At 63.6% G+C, this 21,222-nt stretch carries 17 protein-coding genes and 7 pseudogenes; 16 read left to right on the top strand and 8 right to left on the bottom strand.

Annotated features, from left to right (window positions below; genetic code table 11):
• Nucleotides 1-72: 72 nt before the first annotated feature.
• Together ACHMW6_RS26690 and ACHMW6_RS26685 are read left to right on the top strand one after the other, a co-directional pair.
• A pseudogene (locus tag ACHMW6_RS26690) lies at nucleotides 73-402 on the top strand (GNAT family N-acetyltransferase); the annotation flags it as partial.
• 13 nt (nucleotides 403-415) lie between these two features.
• Nucleotides 416-547 (top strand): annotated as a pseudogene (locus ACHMW6_RS26685) (GNAT family N-acetyltransferase); the annotation flags it as partial.
• Here the strand turns inward: ACHMW6_RS26685 and ACHMW6_RS26680 are convergent.
• Complete coding sequence (locus tag ACHMW6_RS26680) at nucleotides 544-978, bottom strand: PRC-barrel domain-containing protein (RefSeq protein ID WP_395401394.1); 435 nt, start codon at nucleotides 976-978, stop codon at nucleotides 544-546. The pseudogene ACHMW6_RS26685 and the gene ACHMW6_RS26680 overlap by 4 nt on opposite strands.
• A gap of 156 nt (nucleotides 979-1,134) precedes the next feature.
• On the opposite strand from ACHMW6_RS26680, the gene ACHMW6_RS26675 reads away from it, so the two are divergent.
• From ACHMW6_RS26675 to ACHMW6_RS26655, 5 genes and pseudogenes are all read left to right on the top strand, one after another.
• A complete protein-coding gene (locus ACHMW6_RS26675; RefSeq protein ID WP_395401392.1) occupies nucleotides 1,135-2,820 on the top strand; it encodes a CTP synthase in 1,686 nt (561 codons plus the stop codon).
• A pseudogene (gene kdsA, locus ACHMW6_RS26670) lies at nucleotides 2,817-3,670 on the top strand (3-deoxy-8-phosphooctulonate synthase). Before ACHMW6_RS26675 ends, kdsA begins: the two are co-directional and overlap by 4 nt.
• Nucleotides 3,671-3,869: 199 nt before the next feature.
• Entirely contained in the window at nucleotides 3,870-5,153 is a 1,284-nt protein-coding gene (eno, locus tag ACHMW6_RS26665; RefSeq protein WP_395401390.1) for a phosphopyruvate hydratase, read from the top strand.
• A 111-nt stretch (nucleotides 5,154-5,264) separates the two neighbouring features.
• Entirely contained in the window at nucleotides 5,265-5,594 is a 330-nt protein-coding gene (ftsB, locus tag ACHMW6_RS26660; RefSeq protein ID WP_395401388.1) for a cell division protein FtsB, read from the top strand.
• 383 nt (nucleotides 5,595-5,977) lie between these two features.
• On the top strand, nucleotides 5,978-6,412 hold the full coding sequence (locus ACHMW6_RS26655) for a hypothetical protein (RefSeq protein ID WP_395401386.1): 435 nt from the start codon (nucleotides 5,978-5,980) through the stop codon (nucleotides 6,410-6,412).
• Between the two features lie 63 nt (nucleotides 6,413-6,475).
• On the opposite strand, the gene ACHMW6_RS26650 is transcribed toward ACHMW6_RS26655, so the two are convergent.
• The 7 genes and pseudogenes from ACHMW6_RS26650 to ACHMW6_RS26620 form a co-directional block, all read right to left on the bottom strand.
• Nucleotides 6,476-7,231: a PEP-CTERM sorting domain-containing protein gene (locus ACHMW6_RS26650; protein WP_395401384.1), complete on the bottom strand. Its 756-nt coding sequence runs from the start codon at nucleotides 7,229-7,231 to the stop codon at nucleotides 6,476-6,478.
• A gap of 18 nt (nucleotides 7,232-7,249) precedes the next feature.
• A complete protein-coding gene (locus ACHMW6_RS26645; RefSeq protein ID WP_395401382.1) occupies nucleotides 7,250-7,552 on the bottom strand; it encodes a hypothetical protein in 303 nt (100 codons plus the stop codon).
• 71 nt (nucleotides 7,553-7,623) lie between these two features.
• Nucleotides 7,624-9,639, bottom strand: a complete 2,016-nt coding sequence (locus ACHMW6_RS26640) for a S8 family serine peptidase (RefSeq protein WP_395401380.1) — start codon at nucleotides 9,637-9,639, stop codon at nucleotides 7,624-7,626.
• A 349-nt stretch (nucleotides 9,640-9,988) separates the two neighbouring features.
• Nucleotides 9,989-10,354 (bottom strand): annotated as a pseudogene (locus ACHMW6_RS26635) (protease inhibitor I9 family protein); the annotation flags it as partial.
• A 24-nt stretch (nucleotides 10,355-10,378) separates the two neighbouring features.
• Nucleotides 10,379-11,146: an NF038120 family PEP-CTERM protein gene (locus ACHMW6_RS26630; RefSeq protein WP_395401378.1), complete on the bottom strand. Its 768-nt coding sequence runs from the start codon at nucleotides 11,144-11,146 to the stop codon at nucleotides 10,379-10,381.
• Nucleotides 11,147-11,481: 335 nt separating this feature from the next.
• Nucleotides 11,482-12,420 (bottom strand): Hsp33 family molecular chaperone HslO, encoded by a 939-nt coding sequence (gene hslO, locus ACHMW6_RS26625; RefSeq protein WP_395401376.1) that lies wholly within the window; start codon nucleotides 12,418-12,420, stop codon nucleotides 11,482-11,484.
• Between the two features lie 3 nt (nucleotides 12,421-12,423).
• Nucleotides 12,424-12,948, bottom strand: coding sequence for a gamma carbonic anhydrase family protein (locus tag ACHMW6_RS26620; RefSeq protein WP_395401374.1), 525 nt, complete (start codon nucleotides 12,946-12,948; stop codon nucleotides 12,424-12,426).
• 149 nt (nucleotides 12,949-13,097) lie between these two features.
• Here ACHMW6_RS26620 and ACHMW6_RS26615 point away from each other — a divergent pair.
• The 9 genes and pseudogenes from ACHMW6_RS26615 (at nucleotide 13,098) to bamC (ending at nucleotide 21,166) form a co-directional block, all read left to right on the top strand.
• Nucleotides 13,098-13,974, top strand: a pseudogene (locus ACHMW6_RS26615) (alpha/beta fold hydrolase).
• Between the two features lie 59 nt (nucleotides 13,975-14,033).
• Nucleotides 14,034-14,868 (top strand): annotated as a pseudogene (locus ACHMW6_RS26610) (3',5'-nucleoside bisphosphate phosphatase).
• 169 nt (nucleotides 14,869-15,037) lie between these two features.
• Nucleotides 15,038-15,910 carry a protease HtpX gene (gene htpX / locus ACHMW6_RS26605; RefSeq protein WP_395401372.1) on the top strand — a complete coding sequence of 291 codons (873 nt, stop codon included), beginning with the start codon at nucleotides 15,038-15,040 and terminating at the stop codon, nucleotides 15,908-15,910.
• 3 nt (nucleotides 15,911-15,913) lie between these two features.
• A complete protein-coding gene (locus tag ACHMW6_RS26600) occupies nucleotides 15,914-16,537 on the top strand; it encodes an L-threonylcarbamoyladenylate synthase (RefSeq protein WP_395401370.1) in 624 nt (207 codons plus the stop codon).
• 87 nt (nucleotides 16,538-16,624) lie between these two features.
• The gene (locus ACHMW6_RS26595) at nucleotides 16,625-17,296 is read left to right on the top strand and encodes a site-2 protease family protein (protein ID WP_395401368.1); all 672 of its coding nucleotides are present in this window, start codon (nucleotides 16,625-16,627) and stop codon (nucleotides 17,294-17,296) included.
• Between the two features lie 4 nt (nucleotides 17,297-17,300).
• Entirely contained in the window at nucleotides 17,301-18,503 is a 1,203-nt protein-coding gene (locus ACHMW6_RS26590) for a tryptophan--tRNA ligase (RefSeq protein WP_395401366.1), read from the top strand.
• Nucleotides 18,496-19,041, top strand: a complete 546-nt coding sequence (locus tag ACHMW6_RS26585) for a class I SAM-dependent methyltransferase (protein WP_395401364.1) — start codon at nucleotides 18,496-18,498, stop codon at nucleotides 19,039-19,041. Before ACHMW6_RS26590 ends, ACHMW6_RS26585 begins: the two co-directional genes overlap by 8 nt.
• A 74-nt stretch (nucleotides 19,042-19,115) precedes the next feature.
• Nucleotides 19,116-19,995: pseudogene (gene dapA, locus ACHMW6_RS26580) on the top strand (4-hydroxy-tetrahydrodipicolinate synthase).
• A 13-nt stretch (nucleotides 19,996-20,008) separates the two neighbouring features.
• Entirely contained in the window at nucleotides 20,009-21,166 is a 1,158-nt protein-coding gene (gene bamC, locus ACHMW6_RS26575; RefSeq protein WP_395401362.1) for an outer membrane protein assembly factor BamC, read from the top strand.
• Nucleotides 21,167-21,222: the final 56 nt, after the last annotated feature.

The following is a 21,222-nucleotide window of genomic DNA, read 5'->3' as shown; positions in this document are numbered from 1 at the left end:
GCCGGCTCTTCATGCACGGCGGATCAATGATCCGCCCTACGCGGGGATTGGGCACGCTGGCATAATGGGCGGATGACGACCATACGCTTTGCTACCCCCGACGATGCGCGCGCCATCAGTGCGCTGATCATCACGCTGCAGCCATTCCTGACGATAGAGCCTGATGGCGCGGGGGCGGAGCAGTTCATGGCGACGATACAGCCGGAGGTGATCGCGGCGAACCTGCGCGCGGAAAATTATCGGTATCAGCTGGCCCTGCTTGCGGATACGCTGGCCGGTGTGGTAGCCGTGAGGGATAACACGCACCTGTTCAACCTCTACGTGGCCGAAGAATTCCACGGACAGGGGCTGGGGAAGCGGCTATGGGAAGCGGCGCGGGAGGACGCGCTAAGCCGCGGGCAACGAAGGCAGCTTTACGGTGAACGCGTCGGTATATGCGGAAAAGATGTACCGGCGCTGGGGCTTCGCGCCCACGGCGCCGGTGCAGGAGCAGCACGGGCTGCGCTTCATTCCGATGCGGCTGGGGGCCGCACCGGCGGAGGATTAGCGCGAGCTCTGGTCCAGGTGGCTGGTGCCGGACGTCACGCCGGACGTGCCATAGTAGGTGTGGACTTCGGCAGCCCAGCTCTGGTTGGCCATATCCGGCCAGTGGTCCTTGTCGAAGCCGGGCGCCGCTTCGATGCGGTCCTTGTCGATGTTCAGCAGCATGCGGTGGTGGGACGTATCCAGCGTCAGCGCCTCCCAGGGCACGGCAAACAGCTTCTCGCCGATCGACAGCACGCCGCCGGACGCCATCACCACATAGGCCACATGGCCGGTCTGCATGTCCAGCATGATTTCCTTGACCGTGCCCAGGTGCTCGTTCTGCAGGTTGTGGACGTGGTCGCCGATCAGGGTGTCGGCGCCCATCAGACGCGGGCCGGGGCCCTGATGGCCTGCGTCCACGTAGTTGCCATATGCGTCGCGTTCGTAAGTCATGATGGCCTCCCGTTGAGAAATGATGTTATTTTGGCCAGAAGCCCCGCGACGGTCTGTTCGCCAACGCACATTTTCGGGGAGGCATGATGAAGGCGCCCTGAAATTAAGCTATAATTTCAATTTCCCGCACCGCGCCTACCCGGCGCCCGTCTCGCAATGACCAAATTTGTCTTCGTCACTGGTGGCGTTGTGTCGTCCCTTGGTAAAGGGATTGCCGCCGCCTCCCTCGCTGCGATCCTCGAATCGCGCGGCCTCAAAGTCACCATGCTCAAGCTGGACCCCTACATCAACGTGGACCCAGGCACCATGAGCCCCATGCAGCACGGTGAAGTCTTCGTTACCGACGATGGCGCTGAGACCGACCTCGACCTCGGCCACTATGAGCGCTTCATCAGCACCCGCATGCGCAAGGTGAACAACTTCACCACCGGCCAGATCTACGAATCCGTGATCCGCAAGGAGCGCCGTGGCGAATACCTCGGCAAGACCGTACAGGTGATCCCGCACATCACCAATGAAATCCAGGACTACATCCGCCGCGGCGCGGAAGGCTACGATGTGGCGCTGTGCGAAATCGGCGGCACCGTGGGCGATATCGAATCGCTGCCATTCCTGGAAGCCGCCCGCCAGCTGAGCCTGCGCGCCGGTCGCAAGAATTCCGCCTTCGTCCACCTGACCCTGGTGCCGTACATCGCATCGGCCGGTGAACTGAAGACCAAGCCTACCCAGCACTCGGTGCAGAAACTGCGCGAAATCGGCATCTCGCCAAATGCGCTGCTGTGCCGCGCCGACCGCCGCATTCCGGAAGACGAAGTGGCGAAGATCTCGCTGTTCTCGAACATCGAAGAACGCGCCGTGATTTCCGTGTGGGACGTGGACACCATCTACAAAGTGCCGCAAATGCTGCACGACCAGGGTCTGGACACCATCATCTGCGAAGCGCTGGACATCAACCCGGCGCCGGCCGACCTGTCCATGTGGAGCAAGCTGATCCACACGCTGGAAAACCCGAAGGCCGAAGTCTCGATCGGCATGGTCGGCAAGTATGTGGAACTGACCGAGTCCTACAAGTCGCTGACCGAAGCGCTGCGCCACGCCGGCATCCACACCGAGAGCCGCGTCAACATCGAATACATCGACTCGGAAGAAATCGAATCGAAGGGCACCGCTGAACTGAGCAAGTACGACGCCATCCTGGTGCCGGGCGGCTTCGGCAAGCGCGGCGTGGAAGGCAAGATCAAGGCCGCCCAGTTCGCCCGTGAGAACAAGGTGCCTTACCTGGGCATCTGCCTGGGCATGCAGGTGGCGCTGATCGAATACGCGCGCCACCAGGCCGGCCTCTCCAACGCCAACTCCACCGAGTTCGAGCCGGAAACCGACCAGCCGGTAGTGGCCCTGATCGACGAATGGCAGAACGCCGACGGCAAGGTCGAAAAGCGCGACGCCAATTCCGACCTGGGCGGCACCATGCGCCTGGGCGCGCAAGCCTGCGCCGTCAAGCCGGGCACGCTGGCCCATGAAATCTACGGTTCCGTGGTGACCGAGCGCCATCGTCACCGCTACGAAGCGAACAACCATTACCTGAGCCGCGTGGAAGCCGCCGGCCTGGTGGTGGCGGCGCGCACCCCGACCGAAGACCTGTGCGAAATCATGGAACTGCCGCGCAGTGGCGACAATTCCCACCCATGGTATATGGGCGTGCAGTACCACCCTGAATTCAAGTCGACCCCGCGTGACGGCCACCCGCTGTTCACGTCCTTCGTCAAGGCGGCGTTGGCCCACAAGGCTGCCAGCGGCAAGCCGGCGCTGAAGGCGGTCGAGAAAGAGGAGAACGCAGCATGAAACTCTGTGGCTTTGATGTCGGCCTCGACAAACCATTCTTCCTGATCGCCGGTACTTGCGTGATCGAATCGCGCCAGATGGCCTTCGATACCGCGGGCGCGCTGAAGGAAATGACCGCTGAACTGGGCATCCCCTTCATCTACAAGTCGTCCTTCGACAAGGCGAACCGCACCTCCGGTACTTCCTACCGCGGTCCGGGCATGGAAAAGGGCCTGGAAATCCTGGGCGACGTGAAGCGCGAACTGGGCGTGCCGGTGCTGACCGACGTGCACACCGTGGAAGAAGTGGCCGCCGTGTCGTCCGTGGTGGACGTGATCCAGACCCCGGCCTTCCTGTGCCGCCAGACCGACTTCATCACCGCCTGCGCCGAGTCCGGCCTGCCGGTCAACATCAAGAAGGGCCAGTTCCTGGCGCCGCACGAGATGAAGAACGTGATCGACAAGGCACGCGCAGCAGCCAAGGCCAAGGGCCTGAATGAAGACAACTTCATGGCCTGCGAGCGCGGCGCCTCCTTCGGCTACAACAACCTGGTGTCGGACATGCGTTCGCTGGCCATCATGCGCGAAACCGGCGCACCGGTGGTGTTCGACGCCACCCACTCGGTGCAGCTGCCGGGCGGCCAGGGCACTTCCTCGGGCGGCATGCGCGAGATGGTGCCGGTGCTGTCGCGCGCGGCCGTTGCCGTGGGCGTGTCCGGCCTGTTCATGGAAACCCACCCGGTGCCGGCCCAGGCGCTGTCGGATGGCCCGAATGCTGTTCCTCTGGGCCGCATGAAAGACCTGCTGTCCGTTCTGATCGAACTGGACCGCATCACCAGAAGGCTGGTTTCCTCGAAACCAACTTCAACTAATCCCGAAGAGGGGGCGGCACTTACAAGGTGCCGCCCCCTTTTTACAACCCACGGCATAAAACAGGTGTCTGGCACGATGTGCCAGACACCCGGGCCACGCCTTGGGTTTGGGTTTAAGGCCTCCGTCTGTTATCCTTGCATCAATTTTGCGCACGTCTGCTGCGCCGCATAAGAATCGCTTTAACTTTGGAGAAAACACATGAGTGCAATCGTTGACATCATTGGCCGCGAAATCATCGACTCGCGCGGCAATCCGACCGTGGAGTGCGACGTGCTGCTGGAATCCGGCGTAATGGGCCGTGCCGCAGTGCCGTCCGGCGCCTCCACCGGCTCGCGCGAAGCCATCGAACTGCGCGACGGCGACCCGAAGCGCTACTTCGGCAAGGGCGTGCTGCAAGCCTGCGAAAACATCAACACCGAGATCTCGGAAGCCATCATGGGCCTGGACGCCAATGAGCAAGCCTTCCTGGACCGCACTCTGATCGAGCTGGACGGCACCGAGAACAAGTCGCGCCTGGGCGCGAACGCGATGCTGGCCGTGTCCATGGCCGTGGCCAAGGCTGCCGCTGAAGAAGCCGGCCTGCCGCTGTACCGCTACTTCGGCGGTTCGGGCTCGATGCAGATGCCGGTGCCGATGATGAACGTCATCAACGGCGGCGCACACGCCGACAACAACCTGGACATCCAGGAATTCATGATCATCCCGGTGGGCGCACCGACCTTCAAGGAAGCCATGCGCTTTGGCGCCGAGGTGTTCCACACCCTGAAGAAGATCCTGCACAAGAAGGGCATGAACACCGCGGTGGGCGACGAAGGCGGCTTCGCACCGTCGCTGGCTTCGCACGAAGATGCGATCAAGCTGATCATGCAGGCCATCGAGGAAGCCGGCTACGAGCCGGGCACCCAGATCGCCATCGGCTTGGACTGCGCCGCTTCCGAGTTCTACAAGGACGGCAAGTACCACCTGGAAGGCGAGGGCATGGTGCTGTCCGCTGAAGAGTTCACCAACCTGCTGGGCACCTGGTGCGACAAGTACCCGATCATCTCGATCGAGGACGCGATGCACGAAGGCGACTGGGAAGGCTGGGCGCACCTGACCAACGCCCTGGGCAAGAAAGTGCAGCTGGTGGGCGACGACCTGTTCGTCACCAACACCAAGATCCTTAAGGAAGGCATCTCGAAGAGCATCGCCAACTCCATCCTGATCAAGATCAACCAGATCGGCACCCTGACCGAAACCTTCGCCGCCATCGAGATGGCCAAGCGCGCCGGCTACACCGCCGTGATCTCGCACCGCTCGGGCGAAACCGAAGATTCGACCATTGCCGACATCGCCGTGGGCCTGAACGCGCTGCAGATCAAGACCGGTTCCATGTCCCGCTCCGACCGCATGGCCAAGTACAACCAGCTGCTGCGCATTGAAGAAGACCTGGGCGACATCGCTTCCTATCCTGGCCGCGACGCGTTCTACAACCTGAAGTAAACCCAAGGCCAGAAGCAGGTGGCAACCACTCGTTTCAGGCCGCCGGCTTCGGCAAGGTGGCTGCCACATCGTGGCTGCCACCAGTTTTATGCATCTGGTTTTTAACACGACATGCGTCTCATCACCCTCGCTCTGGCAACCCTGCTGATCCTGATCCAGTTCCCTTTGTGGCTGGGAAAGGGCGGCTGGTTTCGCGTGTCCGAACTGGAGCAGCAGGTCGCTGTCGCCCAGCAGAAAAACGAAACGCTGCGCCAGCGTAACGCCAAGCTCGATTCCGAAGTGCGCGACCTGAAGGACGGCACCGGCGCCGTGGAAGAACGCGCCCGCTTCGAGCTGAGCATGATCAAGCAGAACGAGATCTATGTGCAGATCCTCGGCAAGGGCCAGGCCAAGCCCGACGCAGGCGACACGCCGGCGGAAGCTCCGGCCGCACGTCCCTGATTTTCCCCTTTCCCGCGCATGGCCCCGCAACGACTGCTGTCCGTCATCCTGATCGCCTGGCTCATGGCGGCTGCGCAGCTGGCGCATGCGGCTTGCACGCCGCTGCGCTTCGGCTATCCGGACCAGGCCCGTCCGCCCTACTACCTGGGCGATGGGCCCAATATCCCGGCGTCCGCCGGAGTACTTATTGACCAGGTGCGCGAGGCTGTCATCGCAGCCGGTTTCGGCTGTGCGCCGCAACTGGTGCGCCTGCCGCCCGCGCGCCTGCGCCATGCGCTGGCCAGCGGCGACATCGACCTGACGCCGCTGGTGGAAGTTGCCGAATATCCGCCGAAATCGTCATCCCTCTCGACAAGAACGGCGCGCCCGATATCCGGCGCGCCATGGGCTATGAACTGGTCGTACTGGTGCGGGCGCAGGACCATATTCCCGCCGGCGCCAATCCGGTCGCCTGGTTCAAGGGCAGGACGCTGGGCGTGCCGCAGGGCAGCCTCACCGCACAGCGCGTGCGCAAGCTGGGTATTGCCGTCGATGAGGGCGCACGCGACGTCGCGCGCAATATCGAAAAACTCCGGCTGGGGCGCATCGATGGCGTCGTGGTCCCGGTCGCCAGGCCCGGCCATGTGGAAGCCCTGCTGAAACCGTATCACGGCGAGATCGTGCGCCTGCCGCAGTCGCTGCTCAGCTCGCGGGCCTGGTTCGCCTTCAACCAACGCTACTACACGCAGCACAAAGAGCAGGCCGAGGCGCTGTGGAACTGGTTTGACGCCAACCGCGACCGGCTCGACTCCCTGCTGCAAAAGCACGGCAAGGAATAAGCCGGGGCCAGGCGGGCTCATGTAACATTTCGTGCCTGACCCCGGATTGTGACCCCGGATTGCTTAGGCGCGCTTGCGGCGGCGGGCGGTGAAGCCGAGCAGGCCGAGGCCGGCGACCATCATTGAGTACTGCTCGGGCTCGGGCACGGCGCTGAGCGCGATGTTATCGATGGCGACATCGTAATACTGCTCCGCGCCATAGATAAAGCCTGGCACCGCCGTCGTGATCGCCACTTCATCCACGTCCATCAGGATGCGGCGGAAGGTCTGGCCGTAGGGCAGGGTGGGACCGCCGTACTGGTCCGCATCGCCATTGCCGTGCCAGCCCGCCGGCAGCAGGTTGGACGAGGTGTCGGCAATCGTCACCGAGAAGTGCTGGCTGGCCGGCGCATAGCCGCCGATCACGCCCATGAAGACCCACACGCTCGAATATGGCAACTGCGGGCCGCGCTTGTCATAGTCGCGCAATTCCAATACCAGGTCCTGGCCCAGGGGGAAGCCGCCGGGGCCACCGATGGCCAGTTCTTTCACCGTCATGTCGAAGCTGAAGGTCAGCGACTTCATGTCGGTGTAGTTGCCGAGGAAGTCCTTGCTCGTATTGGTGACCATGCCGAAGTGGCTGGCCGGCCCGACGGCGTGGAAGGCCTGGCTGCCGTTGCCCAGGCCGGAGTCGATGCCGGAGAAGGTATTGCCGGCGGCGCCCGTGCCGAACCAGCCCTGCATGCCGTTGGAGAAATCGACCACGCTGGAGCTGGCGGCCAGGGCGGCCGTGCTGCCCAGGGCGGCCACTGCCGCGACAACGAATGTACGTAATTTCATCATCATTCCTTTCATCGTTTATTGCGCGCGCCGTGCCGGCGCAGGCTTGCTCAGGTAAGCCACCGGCAATGGGTCGGCGGTGTCGATGGAAACGGAGGACGTGCCGGCGACCTTGCCGCTGCCGTCGGTGAACTGGAGGGCGCCGAAGTAGCGCTGCTGCGGCGCCAGCGCCGACCAGCTCAGGCCCACCGTGGCGTACTGGCCCGCATACACGCGGGTGGGCAGCATGGCTTTCAGCGAACCATTGCTGTCCGCTGCCGTCACGATGGCCGAGGACAACTCGAAGGTGGTCGACACATTGTTGGCGATCCAGTTGCCCACCACGCAGACCCGGTACTCGCCGGCCGGCGGGCTTTCCAGCGTGATGCGCTCGTTCGAGCCCTGCAGGCGGCTCAGGCCCCAGCTCGCGCCCTTGGTGTCGAGCAGGGCCAGATCCAGGTCGTGGTTGCCGCCGTCGCCCGTGTCGCGGTTGAACAGCTCGAAGCGCGCCGCCAGCGTTTTCTCGGCAGGGTGACGGGGATGATGCGCACGCCCGGCTTGCCCGCCTGGCAGGCGGCAATGATCTGGTCCTGGGTATCGACCGAATTGAAGGGCGCCTGCGCTACCTCGTAGCTGGCACGCGTGACCGGCTTCATGCCGCCGACCACCGCACCCAGCTTGCCGTTGTAGCCGGTGTAGATGCTGAGCGCCTTCATGCCGCTGGCCTTTTCCGAGGTGACGGGCGAGGGCGAATCGACCATCTTGCCGGCCGCCGCGATCAGCTGGCTGGTGACCGTGTGGCTGCCGTCGCTCCAGACCAGTTTGCCGAACTGCCATTCATAGTCCCTGGCGTTGACCCGCTTCATGATCAGGTTGAAGCTGGCGCTGGCGCCCGGCGCCAGGATCAGCGTGGCGGGCGACACCGTGACTTCATAACCTGTCAGGCTGGCGGTGGCCGTGTAGGTGGCCGCGTTGCTGCCCACATTGGTCACGCGGCGCGTGACCACTTGCTCGTCGGCTGCGCCGGCCACCGTGATGGTCGGCAGGTTCAGGTTGAAGCTGGGCGCAGCGCCGCCGGAGCACTGTGCGGACATGCCGGCATTGCACAGGTAGCGTGCATAGTCGGCCGCGCCCAGGTCGTACACCAAGCCGGGATCGAGCGCGCGGTTCGGCTGGATCTGGCCGGCGCCCTGGGCCCAGGGCATGGGACCCGAGAAGGTGTGGCCGGTGAATGCATCGGGCAGGGTGGCGCTGGCGCTGGTCATCATGGCCGACTTGATGGCGGCCGGCGTCCAGGCCGGATGCAGCTGGTGCAGCAGGGCAGCGATGCCGGAGATATGCGGCGTGGCCATCGAGGTGCCGCTGTAGTAATCCCATGCCGGGCCGAGCTTGAGCGTGCCGGCCGCCACCTGGTCGTGCTGCGCCTGGTTCATGGCCGGCACCACGCCGGCCAGGATGTCGACGCCTGGCGCCGCCAGGTCGGGCTTGAGAACGCTCATGTCCGCCGTATCGGGGCCGCGCGAAGAGAAGCGCGCCACGACCGGCGCCGGCACATTGCCCGTAACGTGGGCGAAGGCCGACAGCGCGGCTTTCGGGCTGGCGCCCTGGGCGTATGCGGTGACATCGACCCGGTCTTCCTGGAACAGGTGCACGGTCGGCACGGAATGCACTTCGGCCAGCGGGCCGTTGCCGTCGTCGAGCAGCACCATGCCGACGCCGCCGGCTTCCTTCACGGCCACGCTCTTGTCCAGGCGCGGGCTGGCGCCGCGCAGGCAAACCACGATCTTGCCCTTTACCTTGGCCGGATCGAGCTGGGGCGTGCCGCCGTTGTAGCCGGTGCTGTAGCACAGTTGGGCGGTACTGGTGTCGGCGCCGGGCAGCACCGCATCCTGGGCCATGATCATGGCGGTCTGCGGCAGGGCAGTCTGGTTCAGCGACAGGCCGCGGTACTGCTTGCCGCTGCCCAGCGTGAGCGTGGACAGCAGCTGCGCGTCATGCGTGGTGGCGGCCACCGTGGTCAGCCACGGCGCCTGGTGCGACAGCGTGTAGTGCTTCGGGCCTTCATTGCCGGCCGCGGCGGAAACGAAGATGCCGGCGTTGGCCGCGTGCAGGAAGGCCTGGTCGACCGGATCGTCCAGCTGCCAGCCGCCGCTGATCGAGTAGCTCAGCACATTCACGCCGTCGCGGATCGCCTGCTCGACGGCGGCCACGCTGTCCGAACCATAGCAGCCGTCCACCTGCTCGCCGTTGTCGTCGCCGGACCAGCACACTTTGTAAGCGGCGATCCGCGCACGCGGCGCCATGCCGGAAGTCTTGCCCATCACGATGCCCTGCACGCTGGCTTCCACGCCGCTGTTGCCGCCGGAGGTGGTGGCCGTGTGCGTGCCGTGGCCGTTGGAATCGCGCCGGCGATTTGAATTCGCCCGCATGCAGGCCGGGCACGGCGTCCTGGAAGCCCTTGACGAAGTATTGCGCGCCGATCAGCTTGTTGTTGCAAAAGCTGGCTTCCCAGCCTTCGCCGCTGGCGCAGCTGCCTTTCCAGCTGGCGGGCGGAGCGTTGTAGGCGAGGGCGGCGCTGCTGTCCCAGCTGGGATTGCCGTTCGCATCGACGCGGTCGCTGAAGGATGGATTCTCCGGCCAGACGCCGGTATCGAGCACGCCGATCACCACGTCTTCGCCGGCGCGCGATTTGCCGCCCACCTGGCTCCACAGGCCGCCCGGCTTGTCCAGGCCGAGGAAGGTGGGCGTGTAATCGGTGAGCAGGTGGTGGCGGCCGTCGGCGGAGACGGAGGCGACATCGCCGCGCGCCTTCAGGGCGCGCACTTCGGCATCGGTCAGCATGGCGGAGAAGCCGTTCAGTGCCAGCTGGTACTGGTACTGCACGGGCGCGCTGGCCACCACGGCCATCACGGACGCCTGGCGCTCCGCCAGGTACTGCGTGTACAGCTGGACATTGGGCGCGCTCAGGTCGAGGCGCTGGCCGGCGGCCGGCCGGGTGGCGGGGTAGCCGGTGATGCCGCCGTTGTAGGTGGCCACGGGCTTGTCGCCCAGCTGCACGATGTAGGGCCTGCGCGTTTCGTCCGCGTGGACGGAAGCGCCAAGGCAGCACAGGGCCACCGCGATAACTATCGGGTTCAGTTTCATGATCTGGTTTTCTTGGATGTGTTTTTAGGCGGTGCGGCGGCGGCGGAAGGCGGCAATCGTGCCGAAGCCGCCCAGGAGCATCATCCAGCTGCCCGGCTCGGGCACAGCGGAAATCTGCATATTCACGTTATCGAGCGCGAACTGGCCGGCATTGGTTTCGAATGCCGCGCACTTGCCCGAGAAATCGCAGCTGTAGCCGAAGATGGCGAATTCCGCGAAGCCCTGGCTGGCGAAGCCGGCGCTGGTCTCGAAATGCGACATGTGGAAGTCGCTGCCCACGTAGCCCAGGCCCGGCAGGCGGAATTGCTCGGCGAGGAAACTGCCGTCGGCGCGGTAGCCCCGTACTTCCAGCAGGCCGGCCACCTCCGGGTAAGTGTGGTACTGGCCGTCGCGCTCGAAGGCGCCGATGAAGCTGGCGTCGAAGGATTTCATGTGCAGGCTGTGCGCGTTGCCGGAATCGATGACGAGCACGCCGTCGTTGAGGCCGGCGTAATAGCCGGGGCTGTTGTTGTCGACCGGGCAGAGCAGGGCCATGCACATCGCCGGATCCCGCCCGTCAAACAGGCCACCGACCAGGTCGCCGGTTTGCGCTTCGTCAAGGTTGCTGTAGGCGGTCAGTTGCAGGCCTTTGTGCTGGAAGCTGTCGCCGGCGCCCAGGAAGGTGTGGTCGAGGTCGTCAAAATCGAGAGTGAGATCGCCAGCGAACGCCGGCGAGGAGAGGGATAGTGCGAGTGCTGCTGCCGCAGCGCCTGTGCGCAGGCGCCTGCGGGTACGAGCTGTTAGCTGAGTCATGTTTCATCCCTTATTTTCCAATTTGTAAGAAAGGTAAAACAGGTAAAACTTGACGCGTAACCAAGCGTCGCCAGGCACTCTAGCGTTAACTTTTGGTCAAATGTGTATTATTTATAATTGTATCGCCGACAATTTTGCGACAATGATCATAAAGGTGTGAGACATGTCGGGCGAGCACCGGCGCCGATGGCGCGCACACACGGCGGATCAATGATCCGCCCTACGCGTTTCGATGGAACAAGGGTTTTTGACCGCGCCGGGATGGACACAAACGCGGCGGGCCGAAGGCGTGTAGGGCGGATCATTGATCCGCCGTGCCTGCGCAGAGAGAAAAATTAATGCTTCGCTTCAGTAGCGTGCAGCAGCGCCTCCGCCGGCGCCGTGGTGGTAAAGAGCTGAGCGCAATCCACCGCATCATACTCATAATGCTTGCCGCAGAAATCGCAATTGATGCCCAGCTTGCCCTGTTCGGACAGCGCGCTCTCAACCTCTTCCTGCCCCAGCATCTTCAGCATATTGCCCACCTTCTCGCGCGTGCAGCTGCAGTGGAAGGACGGGTGCAGCGGCTCGAACACGCGGATGGTCTCTTCCCAGAACAGGCGCTGCTGCAGCACATCGATGGTGGTGTTCAGCATTTCCTCTTCCTTCAGCGTGGAGCCGAGCACCACGGCGCGGTTCCAGGTTTCCTGCGCCTCGTCGGCCGTCAGAGCGCCCGGCTCGATCTTGCCGCCGTGCAGGGGCAGCTTTTGCAGCAGCACGCCGCGCGACACCTGGTCGTTGGCCGCCAGCCACAGCCTGGTGTCCAGCTGTTCGGAGCGCAGCATATAGTTTTCGATCACGGTGGCGATATCGTCGCCGTCCAGCGGAACGACGCCCTGGTAGGGCTGCTGGCCCGGCACTTTTTCGGCCGGATCGAGGGTGATGACGAAGCGGCCTTGGCCGTGCGCATTGACCAGGGCAGAGAGGCCCGCATCCTGGGCAATCGCATAATCCGGATTCAGCTTGGCGGTAGCGCGCAGCTTCAGGTCCGAATCGCATTCGACCACCAGCAGGCGCACGGGACCGTCGCCATGGATCTGCATGATGATGGAGCCATTGAATTTGAGGTTGGCCGACAGCAGGGCGGCCGCCGACACCATCTGCCCCAGCAGGTGCTTGACCGCGGTCGGGTAGTGATGGCGGGCCAGCACTTCACGCCAGGTGGCGGACATATCGACCAGCTCGCCGCGCACGGCAGCGTTTTCGAAAATAAATTTTTGCAGGGTGTCGGTCATTCTTTATCCAATCTTCTTGAGTTGCGACTTGAACAGCAGGCCGCGCTTCACATAGCTGTCGGCGGCGCCTTTCATGCGCGCCACGTCTTCCACCGTCAGTTCGCGCACAGCCTTGGCCGGCGAACCGATGATCAGCATATTGTCCGGAAACTCCTTGCCCTCCGTGACGAGGGCGCCGGCGCCCACCAGGCAGCCTTTGCCGATCTTTGCACCGTTCAGCACTACGGCCTGGATGCCGATCAGCGTGCCGTCACCGATGGTGCAGCCGTGCAGCATGGCCTGGTGGCCAACAGTCACGTCGCGCCCGAGGGTCATCGGGTAGCCCATGTCGGTGTGCATGACGGCGCCTTCCTGGACGTTGCTGCCCTCGCCAATGGTGATGCGCTCATTGTCGCCACGGATGGTGACGCCGAACCACACCGAACTGCTGGCCTTCAGCGTGACCTTGCCGATGACGGTGGCGTTGTCGGCGACGTAAGCGGATGCATCGATCTCTGGCGAATCTTCGCCCAGCTGGTAAATTGTCATTGGTTAGCCCTCAGGAAATTGGCGTTATTTTACGCCTTGCCTGGGGCAAGCCGGGGAATACGGTTTGCGAACGGTCGTGCTAATATGTGAGCTCGCGGCCACGAAGCCATCTATATTGCGACAAGCGCACCCAATTCAAGGCAAACATCATGAAACCCTCCCGTACAGAATTTATTACCGTGCGCGGCCTGCGCACCCACGTTCATCACTGGGGCCGGGAGGGGGGCGCCTAAGATTTTCATGATGCACGGCTGGATGGACGTGGGCGCTTCCTTCCAGTTCGTGGTGGATAATCTGGAGGGAGACTGGCACGTGATCGCGGCGGACTGGCGCGGTTTCGGCCTGACGGACAGTATCAGCACCGATACCTATTGGTTCCCGGACTATCTGGCCGATCTGGACGCCATCCTGCGTCATTACCAGCCGGAAGGCGCCATCAACCTGGTGGGCCACAGCATGGGCGGCAATATTGTCAGCCTGTATGCGGGCGTGCGCCCTGAACGCATCCGCCGCCTGGTCAACCTGGAAGGCTTCGGCCTGAAGGCGACCACGCCGGAAAACGCGCCGGACCGTTATGCGAAATGGCTCGATGAGCTGCAAACGCCGCCGGAAATGCGCAGCTACGACAGCCAGGCCGCCGTGGCTGCCCGCCTTCAAAAAACCAATCCACGCCTGACCGATGAGCGCGCGGCTTTCCTGTCGCAGCACTGGTCGGAACAGAACGATGAGGGACGCTGGGAAATCCTGGGCGACCCGCTGCACAAGCGTTCCAGCCCCATTCTCTACCGCGTGGATGAAGTGTTGGCCTGCTGGAAGCGCATCGCGGCGCCCGTGCTGTGGGTGGAGGCGGACGACACCAATATGTGGCTGTGGATGGGCCCGAAGGACCAGGCGCGCATCGAAGTGGACCGCCGCCTGAGCCACTTGAAGAACGTTACGGCAAAGATGATGCCGGATGCCGGCCATATGCTTCACCATGACCAGCCTGAACTGCTGGCGCGCATGCTCGAGGAGTTCCTGCCATAAATTCCGTGTTCGGCGCCGACAGCGTACAATGAAGTCTTCGTTTTTATGCAAGTGTCCGTATGCTGAACGTAGATCTCCACTGCCATTCCAATGTTTCCGACGGCGTGCTGGCGCCGGCCGCCGTGGCGGCCTATGCGCGCAAGGCTGGCGTTGATGTCTGGGCGCTGACTGACCACGATGAGGTGGCCGGCGTGGGCGCTGCCCCGCGTGGCGGCAGGGCAGGAGGGGATGCGCTTCGTGTCCGGCGTGGAGATTTCGATCACCTGGGGCGGCGAGACGGTGCACATTGTCGGCCTGCAGATCGATGAGAATGATGCGGTGCTGGTGAAGGGCCTGGAAGATACGCGCTCGGGCCGCGACAACCGCGGCCGCGAAATCGGCCGCCAGCTGGCAGCGGTCGGCATCCCATATGCCTATGAAGGCGCGCTGAAGTATGTGGAAAATCCCGCCCTGATGTCGCGCACGCACTTCGCGCGCTACCTGGTGGACCAGGGCGTGTGCCGCGATATTCCGGAAGTGTTCCGCAAATTCCTGTGCCCGGGCAAGCCGGGCTTCGTCGAGCACCGCTGGGCCACGCTGGCCCAGGCCGTGGGCTGGATCAAGGGCGCCGGCGGCATCGCTGTGATTGCCCATCCGGGACGCTACAAGTTCACCGACTTGCAGGAAGGCGTGCTGTTCGATGAGTTCAAGCAGCTGGGCGGGACGGCGATCGAGGTCGTGACCGGCAGCCATACGCCGGATCAGTATCCGGAGTACGCTACCCTCGCCAACCGCTACGGTTTCCTCGCCTCGCGCGGAACGGATTTCCATGCGCCGGGCGAAACCCGGGTCGATTTCGCGCTGCTGCCGCAATTGCCGGGGAATGTGAAGCCGGTCTGGCACGACTGGTTTTAAAACCCACGGCCCAAAACAAGTGTCTGCCACATCGTGGCAGACACTAGCTTCACGCCTTGGGTTCTAAAAAATTGCGTGGCTCGCAAGCAAGGGAGACATCAACCCCTTGTATTTCCCTCCCGCCAACCATACATTATCATTCGGCAAATCTGTCCGGAGACCCAACCATATGAAACGCATCATTCTCTTCCTCGCCACCAACCTCGCCGTGATGTTGGTGCTGTCCGTCGTGCTGAGCATTTTCGGCATTGGCCGTCCTGGTCCGGGCCAGATGCAGATGGGGAACCTGCTGGCTTTCTCGGCCGTGGTGGGCTTCACCGGCTCCTTCATTTCCCTGCTGATGTCCAAGCCCATGGCCAAGTGGTCCACGGGCGCGCGCGTGATCGATGCGCCGCAGAACTCCACCGAGCAGTGGCTGGTCAGCACCGTGCACGGGCTGGCTGACCGCGCCGGCATCGGCCGTCCGGAAGTGGCGGTGTACGAGGGCGAGCCGAACGCGTTCGCCACCGGCGCCTTCAAGAACGATGCGCTGGTGGCTGTGTCCACCGGCCTGCTGCAATCGATGAACCGCGAAGAAGTGGAAGCGGTGCTGGGCCACGAGGTGGCGCACATTGCCAACGGCGACATGGTCACGCTGACCCTGATCCAGGGCGTGGTCAACACCTTTGTCGTCTTCCTGGCGCGCATCGTGGGCAGCATCGTGGATTCCGCCATCAACAAGGGTGAGGAGCGCCGCGGCCCTGGCATTGGCTATACGATCACGGTATTCGTCTGCGAACTCGTGTTCGGCCTGGTGGCCTCGATGATCGTGGCCTGGTTCTCGCGCCAGCGCGAATTCCGCGCCGACGCCGGCTCCGCCAAGCTGCTGGGCAGCACCGTGCCGATGCAGCACGCTCTGGCCCGCCTGGGCGGCGTGCATCCGGGCGAACTGCCGCAGAACATGGCTGCGTCCGGCATTACCGCGCCGAGCGGCTGGGCTGCCCTGTTCTCCAGCCACCCACCGATCGAGGAGCGTATCGCAGCGCTGCAGCAGCTGCGCTAATTTATGAGCCAATTCTTCCAGGTCCACCCGCAAAATCCCCAGCTCCGCCTGATCAAGCAGGCGGTGCAGATCATCAACGAAGGCGGCATTGTCGCGCTGCCGACGGATTCCTGCTATGCGCTGGTGTGCCAGCTGGACGACAAGGCCGCCGTCGACAAACTGCGGCGTATCCGCGGTATCGACGAGAAGCATCACCTGACCCTGCTGTGCCGCGACCTGAGCGAAATCGGCGTCTACGCCCGCGTGGACAACCGCCAGTTCCGCCTGCTGAAGGCGGCCACGCCAGGCCCCTTCACCTTCATCCTGGAGGCGACGCGCTGCGTGCCGCGGCGCCTGTCCCACCCGTCGCGCAAGACCATCGGCCTGCGTGTGCCGGAGAACGCCATTGTCGAAGCGCTGCTGGCCGAGCTGCAGCAGCCGCTGCTGGGCACGACGCTGATCCTGCCGGGCGAGGACCAGCCGCTGACCGATGCCGATACCGTGAGCGAGCGCATCGGCAAGCAGGTCGACCTGATCGTTGACGGTGGCGCCTGCAGTTTTGAGCCGACGACGGTGGTGGATCTGACTGGTGCGGAGCCGGAGCTTGTTCGGGCCGGGCGGGGCGATCCGGCTTTGCTGGGACTTTGACACGGCGGATCAATGATCCGCCCAACGCGGCGTTGGCGGATCGCCGGTCCGCAAAGCCGCAATTTGGCGTCTGGTAAAATCTTTCCCATGAGTGATATCGATCAAATCATCCGGACCGTAGCTGTCTACGCGATCCCTGTTCTGTTTGCCATTTCCCTGCACGAAGCTGCCCACGGATATGTAGCCCGCTATTTTGGCGATAACACGGCTGAACGCCTGGGCCGCTTGAGCCCTAATCCCGTGCGTCATATCGACCCCATCGGGACCATCCTGCTGCCGCTGCTGCTGCACCTGGCCAGTCTGCCGCCATTCGGCTACGCCAAGCCGGTGCCTGTCGATTACAGCCGCCTGCGCAATCCGAAAAAGCAGATGGGCTTTGTGGCCGCGGCAGGTCCGCTGGCGAACTTCGCCATGGGCGTGTTCTGGATGCTGGCCTTCATCCTGCTGGGCGCCATGGGCGTGCAGGAGCCTTTCCTGATCGAGATGGCGCGCGCTGGCGTGCTGGTCAACGCCGCCATGTGCGCCTTCAACCTGATTCCCATTCCGCCGCTGGACGGTGGACGCATCGTCACAGCCCTGCTGCCGAACGACCTGGCGAACCGCTTTGCCAGCATCGAGCGTCTGGGCCCCATCATTTTCATCGCGCTGATCGTGCTGCTGAACACGGGACCGTTCCGCAGCTTCCTGAGCGGCCTTATTTATCTGGTCATGAGCCTGTTCGGGCTGGTGCTGTACCCGATTACCTATCTCCTGAGCTGACACTATGTACCCAGACCGCGTAGTCTCCGGCATGCGCCCGACCGGCACGATGCATCTTGGCCATTACCACGGCGCGCTGAAGAACTGGATCCGCATGCAGTCCGAACAGCCTTGCCTGTTCTTTGTCGCCGACTGGCATGCGCTGACCACGCATTACGACGATCCCTCGATCATCGAGAAATCCACCTGGGACATGCTGGTCGACTGGCTGGCCGCCGGCATCGATCCGACCCAGGCCACGCTGTTCATCCAGTCCAAGATTCCCGAGCACGCCGAGCTGCACCTGCTGCTGTCCATGGCTACGCCGCTGGGCTGGCTGGAGCGCGTGCCGACCTACAAGGACCAGATCGAGAACCTGGCCAACAAGGACCTGGCCACCTATGGCTTCCTCGGCTACCCGCTGCTGCAGGCGGCCGACGTGCTGATCTACCGCGCCAGCGAAGTGCCGGTGGGTGACGACCAGGTGCCGCACGTGGAAATGATGCGCGAGATCGCGCGCCGCTTTAACTACCTGTACGGCAAGGAAAAGGGCTTCGAAGAGAAGGCCGAGGCCGCCGTCAAGAAGCTGGGCAGCAAGCGCGCCAAGCTATACAACGAATTGCGCACCGGCTACCAGCAGAATGGCGACGAAGCGGCACTGGAGCAGGCCAAGGCCATGCTGGACGATGCGCAGAGCCTCTCCATGATCGACCGCGAGCGCCTGTTTGGCTACCTGGAAGGCTCGCGCAAGCTGATCCTGGTCGAACCGCAGGCGAAGCTGACAGAAGCGTCGCGCCTGCCGGGCCTGGACGGCCGCAAGATGTCCAAGAGCTATGGCAATGCGATTGCGCTGCGCGAAGATAAGGAAGTGGTCACCAAGAAAGTGCGCACCATGCCCACCGACCCGGCGCGCGTGCGTCGCACCGATGCGGGCGAGCCGCAGCGCTGCCCGGTGTGGCAATTCCACCAGGTGTATTCGGATGGCCCCACCCAGGAATGGGTGCAGAAGGGCTGCCGCTCGGCCGGCATCGGCTGCATCGAGTGCAAACAGCCGGTAATCGACGCCATCATCAAGGAACAGGAACCGATGCACGAGCGCGCCCAGCCTTATCTGGACGATCCTTCGCTGGTGCGCGCCATCGTGGCGGACGGCAATGAAGCGGCGCGCAAGCTGGCGCAGGAAACGATGCGCGATGTGCGCGAAGCAATGGGATTGAATTATGGATGACCCATCGGTCTGGGTGCAGCGTTACGCGCCCCTGGTGCCCGGCGGCGAAGTGCTCGACCTGGCGTGCGGCAGCGGCCGCCATTCGCGTTATATGCAGGCGCTGGGACATCTTGTGGTGGCCGTCGACCGCGATCCGCAAGCGCTGGCCGCTGCGGCGGGCGATGGCATCGTCACCAGCGAAATCGACCTGGAAGGCGAGGGTGCGGCCTGGCCTTTCGGTCCGTTGCGCTTTGCCGGCATCGTGGTCACCAACTACCTGCATCGTCCGCTGATCGCCGGCATGCTGGGCAGCCTTGCCCCCAATGGGGTGCTGATTTACGAAACCTTCGCGGATGGCAATGCCGCCTTCGGCAAGCCGTCCAACCCCGATTTCCTGCTGAAGTCCGGCGAATTGCTGGACATTGCACGCCAAAACGGCCTGCGTGTCATCGCTTTCGAGGATGGGGTCGTTAACACGCCGAAACCTGCCATGGTGCAACGAATTTGCGCCGTGAAGGAAGAGTTTCCGAGGGAGGCGGCGCTCTTGCCGCCTATTTGACGACGGGAAATGCACTACATCTGCAGACTATCGTCTACAATCGTCGTTTTAATTCTTTTTGCAATTGGTTACCTATGATTAAGGGCAGCATTGTAGCAATCGTCACCCCGATGCACGCTGACGGCAGCCTGGACTACCCAGGCCTGAACGCGCTGATCGACTGGCACATCGCCGAAGGCACGGACGCTATCGTGATCGTCGGCACCACTGGTGAATCCGCCACCGTGAACGTGGCCGAGCACTGCGCGCTGATCAAGGCCACGGTGGACCGCGTGGCAGGCCGCATCCCTGTGATCGCCGGCTCCGGCGGCAACTCCACCCTGGAAGCCATCGAGCTGACCCGCTTTGCCAAGAGCGCGGGCGCCCAGGCGTCGCTGCAGGTTGTCCCTTACTACAACCGCCCGACCCAGGAAGGCATGTACCAGCACTTCAAGGCCATCGCCGAAGCGGTGGACCTGCCGGTGATCCTGTACAACGTGCCGGGCCGTACCGTGGCGGACATGTCCAATGAAACCATTCTGCGCCTGGCCGAGGTCGACAACATCATCGGCGTGAAGGATGCGACCGGCAATATCGCCCGCGGCCTGGACCTGCTGCGCCTGGCGCCAGCCGACTTCGCCGTCTACTCGGGCGACGATCCAACCGCCGTTGCCCTGATGCTGGCCGGCGGCAAGGGCAATATCTCGGTGACCGCCAACGTGGCGCCGCGCGCCATGTCCGAACTGTGCAAGGCTGCGATGGAAGGCAATATCGCCCGCGCCATCGAGCTGAAACAACAAGCTCTTCCCCCTGCATCAAAAGCTGTTCGTGGAACCGAATCCAGTGCCGGTGAAGTGGGCCCTGGCTGAGATGGGCAAGATGCCGGCCGGCATCCGCCTGCCGCTGGTACCGCTGGCAGAGCAATTCCACGAGACCGTTCGCGCCGCACTGCGCGAATCCGGTGTGCTGAACTAATCACTCTGAACACATGACTATTCGCAAGATCGCTTCCCTTTCCCCGTCGTCGCGTGGGCTGGTCGCCAGCGCCCTGGTGCTGAGCCTGTCCGGCTGCGGCATGATCCAGTCGGTTGTTGGCGACAGCAAGGTGGATTACAAGTCCGCCAAGAAGGCCAGCACGCTGGACGTGCCGCCGGACCTGACCCAGCTGCAGAAAGACAACCGCTATTCGCTGCCGAACACGGACCGCGGCGTGGCGACCGCTTCGGGCTACGCAGCCCAGCGCGGCACGCTGGCCGGTTCCACCGCAGCCGTCAACGACGTGGCATCGACCGGCACGGCAGCCGTGAAAGTGGAACGCGCCGGCAACCAGCGCTGGCTGGTGGTCAAGCAGACGCCGGAACAGCTGTGGCCGCAGCTGAAGTCCTTCTGGGAAGAATCGGGCTTCACGCTGGCGCTGGATAACTCCACTGCCGGCATCATGGAAACCGAGTGGAACGAGAACCGCGCCAAGATCCCGCAAGACTTCATCCGCAGCACGATCGGCAAGGTGTTCGATGGCATGTATTCGAGCGGCGAGCGCGACAAGTACCGCACCCGCCTGGAGCGCAATGCCGACGGCTCGACCGAGATCTACATCAGCCACCGCGGCGCCGAAGAAGTCGTGACCGGTGCGCAGAAGGAAACCACGCAGTGGCAGCCGCGCGCGACCGATCCGAACCTGGAAGCGCTGTTCCTGGCCAAGCTGATGACCAAGCTGGGCGGCTCGAAGGATGAAGCGACCGCCCGTACCTCGGTCGACAATGCAGCCGTCCAGCCGCAACACGCCTTCATCAAGGGCGAAGGCGCCGGCAAGTTCGTGCAAACCGACGAAGGCTTTGACCGCTCGTGGCGTCGTGTGGGCCTGGCGCTGGACCGTGCCGGCTTCACCGTGGAAGACCGCGACCGCGTACAGGGCGTCTACTTCGTCCGCTACGTGGCCGACGCGGCCGAAACCAAGGGCTTCTTCAGCCGCCTGTTCAGCTGGGGCTCGTCCGACAAGGACAAGGACGCGCAGCGCTACCGCATTTCCGTGCGCGCGGACTCGACCAGCACCAGCCAGGTTTCCGTCTGGACCAACGAGAACAAGCCGGATACGTCGCCAACGGCGGACAAGATCCTCAATCTGCTGTACGAGCAGCTCAAGTAATGCTCAAAAAACCGGCCCTCGCGGCCGGTTTTTTTTCGCCACCCTGGGGTCAGATC

The organism is Pseudoduganella sp. UC29_106 (assembly GCF_044055365.1).
GTDB lineage: Bacteria > Pseudomonadota > Gammaproteobacteria > Burkholderiales > Burkholderiaceae_D > Rugamonas.
This window is presented reverse-complemented; position numbering and strand designations above follow the sequence as displayed.

What these genes read in the sequence shown, in the direction of transcription:
- ACHMW6_RS26680 (WP_395401394.1), bottom strand. Translation starts at nt 978, where the DNA reads ATGACTTACGAACGCGACGCATATGGCAACTACGTGGACGCAGGCCAT.
- ACHMW6_RS26675 (WP_395401392.1), top strand. Translation starts at nt 1,135, where the DNA reads ATGACCAAATTTGTCTTCGTCACTGGTGGCGTTGTGTCGTCCCTTGGT.
- eno (WP_395401390.1), top strand. Translation starts at nt 3,870, where the DNA reads ATGAGTGCAATCGTTGACATCATTGGCCGCGAAATCATCGACTCGCGC.
- ftsB (WP_395401388.1), top strand. Translation starts at nt 5,265, where the DNA reads ATGCGTCTCATCACCCTCGCTCTGGCAACCCTGCTGATCCTGATCCAG.
- ACHMW6_RS26655 (WP_395401386.1), top strand. Translation starts at nt 5,978, where the DNA reads ATGGGCTATGAACTGGTCGTACTGGTGCGGGCGCAGGACCATATTCCC.
- ACHMW6_RS26650 (WP_395401384.1), bottom strand. Translation starts at nt 7,231, where the DNA reads ATGAAATTACGTACATTCGTTGTCGCGGCAGTGGCCGCCCTGGGCAGC.
- ACHMW6_RS26640 (WP_395401380.1), bottom strand. Translation starts at nt 9,639, where the DNA reads ATGCGGGCGAATTCAAATCGCCGGCGCGATTCCAACGGCCACGGCACG.
- ACHMW6_RS26630 (WP_395401378.1), bottom strand. Translation starts at nt 11,146, where the DNA reads ATGACTCAGCTAACAGCTCGTACCCGCAGGCGCCTGCGCACAGGCGCT.
- hslO (WP_395401376.1), bottom strand. Translation starts at nt 12,420, where the DNA reads ATGACCGACACCCTGCAAAAATTTATTTTCGAAAACGCTGCCGTGCGC.
- ACHMW6_RS26620 (WP_395401374.1), bottom strand. Translation starts at nt 12,948, where the DNA reads ATGACAATTTACCAGCTGGGCGAAGATTCGCCAGAGATCGATGCATCC.
- htpX (WP_395401372.1), top strand. Translation starts at nt 15,038, where the DNA reads ATGAAACGCATCATTCTCTTCCTCGCCACCAACCTCGCCGTGATGTTG.
- ACHMW6_RS26600 (WP_395401370.1), top strand. Translation starts at nt 15,914, where the DNA reads ATGAGCCAATTCTTCCAGGTCCACCCGCAAAATCCCCAGCTCCGCCTG.
- ACHMW6_RS26595 (WP_395401368.1), top strand. Translation starts at nt 16,625, where the DNA reads ATGAGTGATATCGATCAAATCATCCGGACCGTAGCTGTCTACGCGATC.
- ACHMW6_RS26590 (WP_395401366.1), top strand. Translation starts at nt 17,301, where the DNA reads ATGTACCCAGACCGCGTAGTCTCCGGCATGCGCCCGACCGGCACGATG.
- ACHMW6_RS26585 (WP_395401364.1), top strand. Translation starts at nt 18,496, where the DNA reads ATGGATGACCCATCGGTCTGGGTGCAGCGTTACGCGCCCCTGGTGCCC.
- bamC (WP_395401362.1), top strand. Translation starts at nt 20,009, where the DNA reads ATGACTATTCGCAAGATCGCTTCCCTTTCCCCGTCGTCGCGTGGGCTG.